The 12805-nt window shown below is 71.0% G+C and carries 11 protein-coding genes; 4 read left to right on the plus strand and 7 right to left on the minus strand.

Annotated features, from left to right (window positions below):
- Positions 1–83: 83 nt before the first annotated feature.
- Positions 84–1361 carry a hypothetical protein gene (locus JL101_RS23100; protein WP_203097895.1) on the plus strand — a complete coding sequence of 426 codons (1278 nt, stop codon included), beginning with the start codon at positions 84–86 and terminating at the stop codon, positions 1359–1361.
- Positions 1362–1388: 27 nt separating this feature from the next.
- Here JL101_RS23100 and JL101_RS23105 read toward each other — a convergent pair whose 3' ends face one another.
- Entirely contained in the window at positions 1389–2237 is an 849-nt protein-coding gene (locus tag JL101_RS23105) for an oxidoreductase (RefSeq protein WP_203097896.1), read from the minus strand.
- Positions 2238–2372: 135 nt separating this feature from the next.
- Here JL101_RS23105 and JL101_RS23110 point away from each other — a divergent pair, with 135 nt between their 5' ends.
- The gene (locus JL101_RS23110; protein ID WP_203097897.1) at positions 2373–3185 is read left to right on the plus strand and encodes an alpha/beta hydrolase; all 813 of its coding nucleotides are present in this window, start codon (positions 2373–2375) and stop codon (positions 3183–3185) included.
- Positions 3186–3198: 13 nt separating this feature from the next.
- On the opposite strand, the gene JL101_RS23115 is transcribed toward JL101_RS23110, so the two are convergent.
- The 4 genes from JL101_RS23115 to JL101_RS23130 all read right to left on the minus strand — a co-directional run bounded on the left by JL101_RS23115 (position 3199) and on the right by JL101_RS23130 (position 6722).
- Positions 3199–3999: a substrate-binding periplasmic protein gene (locus JL101_RS23115; RefSeq protein WP_203097898.1), complete on the minus strand. Its 801-nt coding sequence runs from the start codon at positions 3997–3999 to the stop codon at positions 3199–3201.
- Positions 4000–4164: 165 nt separating this feature from the next.
- Entirely contained in the window at positions 4165–5151 is a 987-nt protein-coding gene (gene fcl, locus JL101_RS23120; protein ID WP_323374683.1) for a GDP-L-fucose synthase, read from the minus strand.
- Positions 5152–5295: 144 nt separating this feature from the next.
- A complete protein-coding gene (locus JL101_RS23125) occupies positions 5296–6549 on the minus strand; it encodes an ATP-binding response regulator (RefSeq protein WP_203097899.1) in 1254 nt (417 codons plus the stop codon).
- Positions 6495–6722 carry a response regulator gene (locus JL101_RS23130; RefSeq protein ID WP_203097900.1) on the minus strand — a complete coding sequence of 76 codons (228 nt, stop codon included), beginning with the start codon at positions 6720–6722 and terminating at the stop codon, positions 6495–6497. Before JL101_RS23130 ends, JL101_RS23125 begins: the two co-directional genes overlap by 55 nt.
- 169 nt (positions 6723–6891) lie before the next feature.
- Between JL101_RS23130 and JL101_RS23135 the strand changes: the two genes are divergently transcribed.
- Positions 6892–7503, plus strand: a complete 612-nt coding sequence (locus tag JL101_RS23135) for a dual specificity protein phosphatase family protein (protein ID WP_228435096.1) — start codon at positions 6892–6894, stop codon at positions 7501–7503.
- An 82-nt stretch (positions 7504–7585) separates the two neighbouring features.
- Positions 7586–9619 carry a M3 family metallopeptidase gene (locus JL101_RS23140; protein WP_203097901.1) on the plus strand — a complete coding sequence of 678 codons (2034 nt, stop codon included), beginning with the start codon at positions 7586–7588 and terminating at the stop codon, positions 9617–9619.
- A 3-nt stretch (positions 9620–9622) separates the two neighbouring features.
- Here the strand turns inward: JL101_RS23140 and JL101_RS23145 are convergent, their stop codons facing one another.
- Together JL101_RS23145 and JL101_RS23150 are read right to left on the minus strand one after the other, a co-directional pair.
- A complete protein-coding gene (locus JL101_RS23145) occupies positions 9623–10780 on the minus strand; it encodes an MFS transporter (RefSeq protein WP_203097902.1) in 1158 nt (385 codons plus the stop codon).
- A 137-nt stretch (positions 10781–10917) separates the two neighbouring features.
- Complete coding sequence (locus tag JL101_RS23150; protein WP_203097903.1) at positions 10918–12768, minus strand: sensor histidine kinase; 1851 nt, start codon at positions 12766–12768, stop codon at positions 10918–10920.
- Positions 12769–12805: the final 37 nt, after the last annotated feature.

The raw sequence follows: 12805 nt of genomic DNA on the forward strand, positions 1-12805 counted from the left end.
ATTTCGGTGTAGTCCGATGGGGTTCGACGGCGAATGCGATCCTGGATCGCAGAAGGCCGACGGATTGGATGGAGCGGGCGGAGATGATCAGGGGGCGGATTGTCCACTACGAGATCCTGGTTTCCCGCGAGGGCCGATGGATCATCCAGGGCGTGGTCCGCGAGACCGGTTCGGGAACCGGCGAGGCCGAGGCGACCGAGGCGGCGCGCCTGCTGCTGGCGGCCGGGGACTGCGAGGAGGCCAAGGTCGTCCGCGTCCGCGGCATGATCACCGGCTACTCCACCAAGACGGAGGTCTTCCGCGAGGCGAGGCCGCCGGTCCGGGACAGGCCGATCACCGTGAAGGGCAAGGTCGAGCGGGCCGGCCCCTGCTCGACGGTGACCGACGTCCGCGGCCTGGAGAGCCGGATGATCCTGGGCCGCCTGTTCAGGATGTTCCTGGACAAGCACCGGATCACCACGACGGAACTGCTGCACAACTGGACCTACCTGCGGAAGCTCCAGGACACCGGAACCCTGGTCAACACGGCCACCCACCAGATCGCCGCTGTCCAGGCCAGGGAGCTGGGCGTGCCCGCCCGGGAGCGGGTCCGCGCCCTCGAGACGCTGATCGGCGAGGGCCTGTCGCAGGCGCGCGACCTGGCGGGCGAGAAGAGGCGCCTGCCGCGCTTCGACCCGCAGGCCCTGGACCATTTCAGCCGGCGCGTCCGGGCGCGGGAAGGTCCGGAGCGCCATGACTTCGTGTTCACCGCCCTGCTGTGCGACCACCTCATGGGTTTCCCGTCGATCGGCGGGAAGCTGGAGGCGGTGGTCGGGATGATGGCCGACGATCTGGACCCCCACCTGTCCGGATTGCTGGAGGGTGTCGCGGCCGACGCGCTGGGCAGCGCCGACATCGTCAAGGAACTGCTGGGACCCCAGCGCCATCTCGCCGCGTCCCTGTGCCGGCTGGCCGACCTTCTGCACGGCCGGCTGGACCTCGCCGCCGCCGGCACCAACCCCCTGCTGGCCCGGCTGGGCGGGCTGATCGGGGACGGCAGGGCGCCGTCATGCCGCGCGGTGCTGCTGGAGCGGCTGCTGGCGGAGCTGGGGCGGAACCACCCGCTGGACCACAAGGAACCGGACGCCGAGGGCCGCCTGCTGGAGGAGGTGATCCGCCGCCTGCGCCGGGACGGCACCGACGACATGCTGGGCGGCGTGCTGGCTGAAAAGGCCGTGTCGACCCGCCTGCTGCGCCACCGCCAGGCGATCCTCCGCCAGGGCGGCATGATCGAGGCGGCGGACGCCCTGGCCCGGACCTGGAACCCGGACATCCGCCTGCTGGGCCGGCGCCCGCGGGAGGGTGCCGACGTCAATCCCTGATCGCGCCGGCCCCGATCGCCGCCCGCATCACTCCTTCGGGAAATCGGCGCCGAGGCTGGTTTCCTTCCAGGCGTCGATCTCCTCGATCACGCCGGCCAGCTTGCCGCGCACGGCCTCCACGCCGAAGGCTCCCAGGACGAGATGGCGCGGCGGGTTATCCGCCTCCACGGCCTTGATGATGGCGGCGCAGGCGCGCACCGGGTCGCCGGGCTGCTTGCCGCTGATGCCGGCGGTCGCCTGCATGCGCGCCGCGGCGGTTTCGGCATAATCGGCGATCCGGCTCGGCGTCTGCTTCAGGGAACGCCCGGCCCAGTCGGTGCGGAAGGGGCCGGGCTCGACGCACAGCACCTTGATGCCCAGCGGCTCCACCTCCCGGGCGAGGGAGTCGGAGAGCCCCTCGACCGCGTGCTTGGTCGCCGCGTAGTAGCCGGAGCCGGGGAATCCGACGAAGCCGGCGACCGAGGAGAGGTTGACGACGTGCCCTTTCCCGCGGGCGCGCATGCCCGGCAGCACCGCGCGGATCATGGCCGCCAGCCCGAACACATTGGCCTCGAACATGGCGCGGATCTCGGCGTCGTCGCCTTCCTCGACCGGGGCCTGATAGCCGTAGCCGGCGTTGTTCACCAGCACGTCGATGGCGCCGAAGCGGTCCTCCGCCGCCTTGACCGACGCCGCGACCTGTCCGGCGTCGGTCACGTCCAGCGCCAGCGCCAGCGCGCGGTCCTCGTGGCCCCGGGTCAGGTCCTGCACGCGGCCGGCGTCGCGGGCCGTCACCACGGCACGCCACCCGCGGTCGAGCACCATCCTGGCGAGTTCCCTGCCGAAGCCGGTGGAGCAGCCGGTGATGAACCAGACTGGGGAGCTGGGGGACGTCATGCGTGTCTTCCTTCTTGACCGATGGTTTTATTCCAAACCAACAGGCGGGCGCGCCGGAGGGTTGCGTCGGCCCTTCCGACGGCGCAGATCATGCCGGCGGTGCGGGCGGGTGTTCTTTTCGGGAAAGGGCCGGAGATGTGGTCGGGCAAGCTTCTATCCATCGTGCTTCCGCTGGTCGGGTTCTACTTGGTGGTGGTCGGCGCGCTCTACGCCCTGCAGCGGCCGATGATCTTCCGGGCGGACATGTCGCCGGCTCCCCCCGACCTCCATGCCGTCCCCGGCTTCCGGGAGGTCTCCTACCGCACGGAGGACGGCCTGGGCCTGCGGGCGCTCCACCGGCCGGCCGCGGCCGGCCGGCCGACCCTGGTCTATTTCCACGGCAATGCCGACGGGCTGTCCGGCTCGCTCCGGGTCACCGCCGGCCTCGCCGCGGAGGGCTACGGCCTGCTGCTGGCCGGGTACCGGGGCTATGACGGCAATCCCGGAAGCCCAAGCGAGGCCGGGCTCTACGCCGACGGCCGGGCCGCCCTGGGATGGCTCGCCGCGAACGGCGTGCCCGCTCCGGACACCGTCCTCGTGGGCAATTCGCTCGGGTCGGGGCCGGCGACCGAGCTGGCCGCCTCCTTCCCGGTGGCCGGGCTGGTGCTGATCTCCGGCTACACGTCGCTGCCCGACGTGGCGGCGCCCGTCTATCCCTTCGTCCCGGTGCGGCTGCTGATGCGCGACCGTTTCGACAATGCCGGCAAGATCGGGCGGGTAGCCGCCCCGGTCCTGATCCTCCACGGCACGGCGGACAGGACCATACCCTATGGCCACGCGACGGCGCTCGCCTCGGCGGCCGGGGACCGCGCGCGGCTGGTGCCGTTCGAAGGCGCCGGGCACGAGCTGGTCGGCAGCCCCGCGCTGTTCCCGGTCATCGACCGCTGGCTCGACGGGCTGCGGCGCTGAGGGCACGGCAACCTCAGTTGAACCACGGGACCTCGGCGGACCGCCGGTCCTCCGGGACGGGCTGCGGCTTCAGCCTCGTATAGCGGGCCAGGATGGCGTCGTAGGTGCCGTCGGCGCGCACCTGCTCGAAACCCTCCTGCCAGCGTCTGGCCTCCTGGTCCGACACGTCCTTCGAGGCGGCGAGCCAGATCTCGCTCCGGCGGACGACATGGCCGATGTTGAGTTCCGAGACGTCGCCGCCGACCTCGCGATAGGCGTAGAGCACCATCAGGCGGGGGGCCAGCCAGGCGTCGATCAGCCGGTCCTTCATCCGCTGGGCGTTGATCCACTCCTCGCTCGCCGTCTGGATCCGGTTGAACCCGTGCTCGTGCAGGAGCGATTCCGCCCCGCTGCGCCGGAGCACGCCGATGGGCCGGTCCCTGACCGACCAGAGGTCGCGGACATCGACTCCCGCTCCCCCGACCAGGACGAGGTCGTCCGTGACTACGTTGAACAGCCAGCGATACTGGTCCTCCCGCTCCGGCGAGCGGGTCAGGGCCAGGATGCCGGTGTTCGGCTGGGTCGAGGCCAGCTCCTGGGCATGGACCCAGGGCCAGAACTCGACCGTGCCCGAATGCCCGATCCGCCAGGCGACCTCCCGGACGACCTCATAGACGAGGCCCATCGGCTCGCCCGCCTCCGCCACGGTCGGCGGCGGCACGTGGAAGGCGTAGGGCGGCAGCTCGCCGGTGACCAGCCGAAGCTCGGCGGAGACCGCCGGCGCCGCGGTGAGCGGGAAAGCGAGCAGGACGGCGGCCAGCAGGCGGCGGATCATGAGTCCCCCTCCCCTACATCAGAAGGTGCCGGCGGCGGAGCCGGTGACGATCGCGGCCACCGGGGCCGCGGCCGGCCGTCGATACCCTCGGGAGATTCGGGAAACAGGCGCCATCCCGGCCCATGCCGCGACTCCGACGGACTATGCCGCCGGAAGGATGCGGCATCATTCCCGTGGCTCGACCGCCGCCGGATGGTTGTTCAGGAACCAGTCGTAGGTGGATGCGATGCCGTCCCGCAGCCCGATCGAGGCTTTCCAGCCCAGGCCGGACAGGCGCGAGATATCGAGCGCCTTGCGGGGCGGGCCGTCGGGCTTGGCCGCATCGAAGACGAAACCGCCCTCGAACCCGACGATGTCCGCGATCAGCCCGGCGAGGCCGCGGATGGAGATGTCCTTGCCGAAGCCGACATTCAGGGGCCCGTGGTCCGAGTAGTGCTTCATCATGAACAGGCAGGCGTCGGCCAGATCGTCCACGTGCAGGAATTCCCGGCGGGGCGAGCCGGTCCCCCAGATCACGACCCGGTCCCGCCCGTCACGCCGGGCGGCGTGGATCCTGCGCAGCAGGGCGGGCAGCACGTGGCTGCCCATCAGGTCGAAATTGTCGTTGATGCCGTACAGGTTGGTGGGCATGGCGGAAATGAAGTCGCGGCCATGCTGCCGGCGGTAGGCCTGGCACAGCCTGACGCCGGCGATCTTGGCTATGGCGTACCACTGGTTCGTCTCCTCCAGCGGCCCGGTCAGCAGCGCGTCCTCGCCCATGGGCTGGGGCGCCAGCTTCGGATAGATGCAGGAGGATCCCAGGAACAGCAGCTTCGAAACGCCGGCGAGATGGGCGGCGTGGATCACGTTCGCCCCGATCAGCAGGTTGTCGTGGATGAAGTCCGCCGGCCGGGTGCTGTTGGCATGGATGCCGCCGACCGTGGCCGCGGCGAGGAAGACGGCGTCGGGCCGGCGGGACCGCACCCAGTCCTCGACCTCGGCCTGGCAGCGGAGGTCCAAGGCGCCGCGGTCGACCGTCAGGACCTCGCAATCCTCGGCGGCCAGCCGCCGGACGATGGCCGAGCCGACCATGCCCCGGTGACCGGCCACCCAGACCCTCTTTCCCGCCAGGGGGAAGATCGGCGCCATGCCGTCCTGTTCCGTTGCGCTCATGCCGTCAGGCTCCGGGAAGATGCTCGGCTCCGCCGTCCCCGGCTGTCCAGGGGCGGCGCTTTCGATCAAGGCGGGATCGTAGCGGCGCTTTTGCTAAAACATTCCCTACCTGCGTCCGTATGCCCGCTCGCCCACGCGGAGGGATCAGGACCGGGCGCCCAGCGGCAGCCGGATCTCGATCCGGCTGCCGCCGTCCACGGGCAGGAAGCGGGCGTCGCCGCCGTGGGCACGGACGACATGGCGGACGATCGCGAGTCCGAGCCCCGCGCCGGGGCTGGCGGCCCGGCCCTTGCGGAAGCGGTCGAAGAACTCCTCTCGCAGGTGTTCCGGCACGCCGGGTCCCTCGTCCGCCACTTCCAGGACCGCCTCCGCGCCGGCCGTCAGGCGGACCGTGACGGCGCCGCCGCCGTGGGCCAGCGCATTGTCGAGCAGGTTGCGGACGGCGTCGCGCAGGTCGTCGGCCCGGCCCCGCACCGGGACCGCGTGAGGCGGCGCATCGACCTCGATCGCCCTGCCGGCGGTCTCGGCCACCGGCAGGACCGCGGCGGCGGCTTCGCGGACCGTCCGGCCGAGATCGACCGGGGGCAGCGTCCGGGGGTCCTCGGCCCGGCTCGCGGCCTCCTTGCGCGCCAGGTCGAGCAGCTGATTGACCAGCCTGGTCAGGTCCGACAGGTCGCGGCGGATCGCCGGCCAGTCGGCGGTGCCGCCGATCTCCGCCCGCTGGAGCCGGACGCTGAGGACGGCCAGCGGCGTGCGCAGCTCATGCGCGGCGTCGGCGGTGAAGCGGCCCTCGGCCTCGTAGGCTCCGGCCAGCCGGTCGAGGGCGCCGTTGACCGCCCCGACCAGCGGCTGGATCTCGGCCGGCAGGCCGGCCGGCGACAAGCGGGCCGTGGGAGCGCCGGGAACGATGGCGGCAGCCTCCCGCGCGGCGCGGCCCAGCGGGCGGAGGCTCCAGCCGGCGACGAACCAGACCAGGACAAGCGCCGCCGCGACCGACAGGGCGAGCACCGCGAAGGGTTCGCCGTTTTCCTCCATCAGGGTCTCGGCCAGCGCTTCCAGCTCGGGGTCGATCCGTCCGGCGGCACGGACCAGGGCGCCGAGGAGATCCGATTCGCGGCGGGTCAGCTCGACCACCCGGCCGGCGACGGAGGCTTCCCGCCTGCTGGTGTCGAATTCCAGGCTGCCGCACCGGAGCACCGTGCAGGGGCGCGTTCCCGGCCGGCGCAGGACGGCGCGGATGCGCGCCTCCAGCTCGATCAGGTCGAAGGGCTTGACGATGTAGTCGTCCGCACCGCCGTCGAGCCCGCCGACCCTGTCGCCCAGGGCGTCGCGCGCCGTCACGATCAGCGTGGGGATCGGACCGGCGGGGCGGGACTGGACCTCCCGCAGGATCGCCATGCCGTCGCCGTCCGGCAGGCCGAGTCCAGGACCAGCGCGTCGTAGGCCGCCTCCGGCGCGCCGCGCGCCGCGTCGGCGGTCGCGACGGCATCCACGGCGAAGCCGCGCTGGCCCAGATGACCGGCCACCATCTCGCGGAGCGCGGGATGATCCTCGACCACCAGTATCCTCATGATGCGCCTTCGACGGGGGAAAACGGTGCCCATGGCATGGGCGGCACCGGGGGCGATCCTACACGTCCGTCAGGTTGATGTCAGCCCGATGGTGTCCTCTGCAACCGCCGGAGGGGCCGACCAGGGAACCGCCGTCCCCGATCCGGCCCGGGGCATCATCGGGAGAATCATGGAAAAGCTTTTCACAGGCCTCGTGGCATCGCTGTCGTCGTCGGGCTTCAAGGCGGCCTTGGCCGGGCTGCTGGGCTTCCTGTCGGCCAGCCTCGGCATCGCGACGCTTCACATGGCGACCGTCTTCCTCGGCGACAATTTCCATGCCGTGGTGGCGGGCGAGGTTTACCGCTCGGCCCAGCCCACCCCTGAACGCATCGCCCGGTACCGGAAGGAGTACGGGATCAGGACGATCATCAACCTGCGCGGCGACAATACCGGGAGCGGCTGGTACGACGCCGAGGTGGAGGCGTCGCGCAGGCTCGGCATCGGCCACGTGGATTTCCGCATGTCCGCCCGCCGCGAACTGACCATGGCCCAGTTCGGCGACCTGATGGCGCTCCTCCGGACCGTGGAGAAGCCGGTTCTGATCCACTGCCAGTCCGGCGCGGACCGCAGCGGGCTGGTCTCCGCCCTCTATGTCGCCGGCATCGCGGGCCTGGGCGAGGAGGCGGCGGAAAGCCAGATCTCGTTCGTCTACGGCCATATCCCCCTGTGGCTCGGCTCCACCTACGCGATGAACCGGAGCTTCGAGGCGCTGGAGCCGGCGCTGGGCTTCCCGGGCTCATGACCGTCCCGGCGGCGCGGGGCGGGATTTGTGGTCGGTGCGGGAAGCGGCTATCATCGGGGCCTCAGTTGATCACGAGGCCTTGATGTCCGCCGACAACCCGTTCTTCACGCCGTGGACCGCCGAGTTCGGCTTTCCCCCCTTCGACCGGATCCAGCCAGAGCATTTCCCAGCCGCCCTGGACCGCGGCATGGAGGAAGGCCTGACCGAGTTCGACGCCATCGCCACGTCGGCCGAGGCGCCGACCTTCGCCAACACGATCGAGGCCATGGAGGCGGCCGGGCGGCTGCTGAACCGGGTGTGCTCGGTGTTCTTCAACCTCAACTCCAGCCACACCAACGAGCACCTGGAGGCGATCGCCCGCGACTACAGCCCGAAGTTGGCGCAGTACAACGCCCGGATCTCGCTCAATCCGGCGCTGTTCGAGCGGGTCGCCGACCTTTACGCCCGGCGCGAGGGTCTGGGGCTGGAGCCGGACCAGATGCGCCTGCTGGAGCGCAGCCACCTGGGCTTCGTGCGGAGCGGCGCCGCCCTGGAGCCGGAGGCCAAGGTCCGCATGGCGGAGATCTCCGAGCGGCTGGCGACCCTGACGACGCTGTTCGGCCAGCATGTCCAGGCCGACGAGCAGGCCTGGCAGCTGGTCCTGGAGGAGGCGGACCTGGACGGCCTGCCCGGCTATGTGCGGGAGGCGGCGGCCCAGGCTGCGGCCGAGCGCGGGCTGGAGGGCAAATACGTCATCACCCTGCTGCGCTCCTCGGTGGAGCCGTTCCTGACCTTCTCGACCCGGCGCGACCTGCGCGAGAAGGCGCACCGCGCCTGGATCAACCGGGGCGCCAATGGGGGCGGGACCGACAACCGCGACCTGATCCGCGAGATCGTGGCGCTTCGGACCGAGCAGGCCCGGCTGCTGGGCTATCCGACATATGCCGACTACAAGCTCGACGACACCATGGCGAAGCAGCCGACGGCGGTCATGACCCTGCTGAACCAGGTGTGGGAGCCGGCCCGCGCCCAGGCGATCGCCGAGCGCGGCCTGATCCAGGCGGAGGCGGAGCAGGCCGGCTTCGACGGCGCCATCGAGGCGTGGGACTGGCGCTTCTACGCCGAGCGGGTGCGGAAGGCCCGCTACGACCTGGACGATGGCGAGATCAAGCCGTACTTCCTGCTCGACAACATGGTCCGCGCGGCGTTCGACACGGCGACCCGGCTGTTCGGCATCACCTTCGCCGAGCGGACGGACCTGCCGCTCTACCATCCCGACGCCCGCCTCTACGAGGTCAGGGACAAGGAGACCGGCCGGCATGTCGGCCTGTTCATCCAGGACAATTTCGCCCGCGCCTCCAAGCGGTCGGGCGCCTGGATGAGCAGCTACCGCGACTCCGAATCCTACGAGGAGGAGGTCACGCCGATCATCGTCAACAACAGCAACTTCGCGAAGAGCCGGCCATCGCTGCTGACCTTCAACGACGCGGAGACGCTGTTCCACGAGTTCGGCCACGCGCTGCACGGCCTGCTGAGCAAGGCGCGCTACCCGTCGCAGTCGGGCACTTCCGTCCGCCGCGACTTCGTGGAGTTCCCGTCCCAGGTCTACGAGCACTGGCTGTCGGCGCCCGAGACGCTCCGTGCCTACGCGGTGCACCACGAGACCGGCGAACCGATCCCGGAGGAGCTGCTGGGCCGCCTGCTGGAGGCGCGCAAGTTCGGCCAGGGCTTCGACACGGTGGCCTATACCGGCTCGGCGCTGATGGACATGGAGATCCATTCCCAGGCCAACCCGGACAACCTGGACCCGGAAGCCTTCGAGCGCGACGTGCTGGACCGGCTGGGCATGCCGAAGGAAGTGGGACTGATGCACCGGCTGCCCCACTTCAAGCACCTGTTCTCCGGCGGCTACGCCGCGGGCTATTACTCGTACATGTGGTCGGAGGTGCTGGACGCCGACGGCTTCGACGCCTTCAAGGAGGCGGGCGACCTGTTCGACCCCCGCCTCGCCGCCCGCTTGAAGGACATCTACGAGGCCGGCGACACCCGCGACCCGATGGAACTCTACGTCGCGTTCCGGGGCCGCGAGCCGCAGACCGACGCGCTGTTGCGGAACCGGGGCCTGCCGGTGGGCTGAGGATCAGGCCGGCGCGGCCTCCCGCCGTTCCAGGCTGCCGGACAGCAGGGTGGTGCCGAGCGCCAGCAGGGCAAGCGCGGCGCCGACCCAGGGAATCGCGGCGTAGGACACTCCCGCCGAGATCGCGATGCCGCCGAACCAGGCGCCGGCGGCGTTGCCCAGGTTGAAGGCGCCCTGGTTGAGGATGGAGGCGAGGTTCGGGGCATCGCGCGCCTCGTCCACCACCCGCATCTGGAGCGGGGCGACCAGGGCGAAGACGACGATGCCCCAGACGAAGATCGTGGCGACGGCGGGCACGAACCAGGCGCTGGTGACGCTGAACGCCGCCAGCACCGGCACCAGGACGCAGAAGATGCCGACCAGCGCCGGCATCAGCTTCCAGTCGGCCAACCTTCCGCCCAGCAGGTTGCCCAGCGTCAGGCCGACTCCGAACAGCAGCAGGACCATGGTGACGCCGTGGGGCGAGACGCCCGTCACCTCCCGCAGGATCGGCGTGATGTAGGTGAAGACGCTGAACAGGCTGGCCGACGCCAGCACGCTGATGCCCATGGCGAGCAGCACCTGCGGGCGGCGGACCACCCGGAACTCGCCCAGCAGGTTCGACGGCTCCTCCCGTCCGCCCCGGGGCACCCAGAGGATGATCGCCAGTTCCGCCAGGACGCTGATCGCCACCACGCCCCAGAAGGTCGAGCGCCAGCCCGCATACTGGCCGAGCGCGGTGCCGAGCGGCACGCCCAGAACGTTGGCCAGCGTCAGTCCGGCGAACATCAGCGCGATCGCGCGGGCCCGCTGGCCGGGCGGGACCAGGTTGGCCGCCACCACCGACCCGATGCCGAAGAAAGTGCCGTGGCAGAAGGCGGTGACGATCCGTGCCGCCATCAGCGTCCCGTAGCCGGGCGCCACCGCGCACAGCACGTTGCCGACGATGAACAGGCCCATCAGGGCGACCAGCGCCGTCTTGCGCCGCAGCCTGGAAGTCAGGACCGCCAGGATCGGCGCGCCGACGACGACGCCGAGGGCATAGCCGGACACCAGCATGCCCGCGTCGGGAATGCTGACGCCCAGGTCCGCCGCCACGTCGGGCAGCAGGCCCATGATCACGAATTCGGTGGTGCCGATGCCGAACGAGGCGACGGCCAATGCTAGAAGCGGGAGGGGCATGGGGCTCGCACGGGAGATGGCCCGGAAGGGCGGTTGGAGGACGCGTGGCGGACCTTCCTCCCGGCGGTCATTGTTCGTTGGTAAAACAGTATGTCAGGCGGAGCGGTTCGCCCAGGGAGCATCGCCGCATCGCAGCATTACCGGCCGCGCATGACCTCGGCGGGAACCTCCGGCGGCTCCGGCCGGCCGAGCGGCGGGATGCGCAGGATCCAGCGGGCGCCGGGCCGGGCATCTTCCGTCCGCAGGCTGGCCTGGAGCTGGAGCGACAGCCCCTTGATCACCCGCATGCCCAGGCTGCCGCCGGCCTGGTCGGGGGAGAAGCCCGGCGGCAGGCCGGCGCCATGGTCGCGCACGGACAATTCCAGGTCGCCGCCGTCGACGGGGCCGAACCGGACATCGATCAGCCACCGTCCGTCGGACGGGTTCGAATGCTTGATCGCGTTGGTCACCAGTTCGGTGACGATCAATCCCAGGGGCACGGCGCCATCGGTCGGCAGCAGCACGGGTTCGGCTTCCACCCGGATGGTGAATTCGGGTGCCGTGGCCCTCAGGTCGTCGCACAGCGCGCGGAGATAGACGTCGAAGTCGACCCGCTCCACGTCGGTGCCCCGGTACAGCCGCTCGTGCAGGTGGGAGATGGCGCGGACCCGTCCGGCGGCCTCCTCGAACCGCCGCCGCGTCGCCGGGTCGGCGAACTGGCGACCCTGCATCCCAAGCAGGGAGTTCACCAGCTGCAACGAGTTCTTGACCCTGTGGTTGACCTCCCGCAGCAGCAGCTCCTGCCGCTGCTCCCAGTGCTTGGCCTCGGTGATGTCCTGGGTGATGCCGAGCGCCCGGCAGGGCCGCCCCGCCGGATCGCACAGGACCCGGCCCTCGCTGGAGACCCAGCGCCAGTCGCCGTCGGACCGGGCCACGCGGTATTCGTCCCGGAAGCGCGGCGAGGATCCGCGGGTGGCGTTCCGGAGATTGGCGAGGACGCGGTCCCGGTCGTCGGGATGGAGGTTTCCCAGCCAGTTCTCCAGGGCGCCGTGGGCATCGCGGCCGGGCAGGCCGCACATCTCGGCGAACCGGTCCGACCCGCGCGCCACGCCGGTTTCCAGGTCGACCTCCCAGGTGCCCAGGCTGGCGCCCTCGATCGCGAGGCGCAGCTTCTCGTAATCCTCCCGCCGGGCGGCGTCGCTCCGGTCGAGGTGGGCGGCGAAGCGGATCGCGAGCAGCGTCAGCATGACCGTGGTCGCGAGCACCACCAGCGCCGAGGCCAGGCGTTCGGGGAACAGGCCGGCGTCCGCCGCTTCCAGCGCGAGCCAGCCGGCCGCGACCGGCACCCCGACGATCGCCGGGATCAGGCGGCGCGCCGTCGTCCCGCCCGGTCCCCGGCCGCCCAGGCTCAGCAGCCAGTCGGGCGGGCACAGGACCAGCAGGCCGGTGAACAGGAGGGCGAAGCCCGCGGCGGTATGGACCGCCATCGTCAGGTACGGACCGGACGCGTAGAGGGCATTCTCGCTGTAGAGATATCCCAGCAGGGGCACGGAGACCAGCATCAGGCCGAGCAGCCCGACCGTGGTTCCGCTGTTGCGGCTGCGGCATTTCAGGATCAGGCAGGCGCCCAGCAGGACGAACCCGGCGGCCGACGCCGGGGCCATCCGCCCGGGATAAACCAGCGCCGCGGTCTCGATCTCCCTGGGGAACAGGAGCCGGTCGGTACCGAAATCGAACCCGAAGGCATCCTGGATCAGCGATTGCGTTCCCGTCAGCAGAACGAACGCGCCGCCGAACCGGGCGGGAAGCCTGAACCCGGCCGACAGGGCGGCCAGCGCCACCCCGCCGACCAGGATGCCGAGGGCGGTCAGCGGCTGCATCTTGGCGTAATCGGGCGCCAGGCTCTTCAGGACCTCGATGCCGGCGGCCCAGCCGAACAGCACGAGCATCCCGAGCGTCGCGGCCAGCAGGCCGGCGGCGAACGCGTAGCGTTCGTTGGGCCGGGTCATCGATCTCCGGCTCGGGTCGTCGTCCAGGCCGGGTCGT

It is taken from the genome of Skermanella rosea (assembly GCF_016806835.2).
Taxonomy (GTDB): Bacteria; Pseudomonadota; Alphaproteobacteria; order Azospirillales; family Azospirillaceae; genus Skermanella; species Skermanella rosea.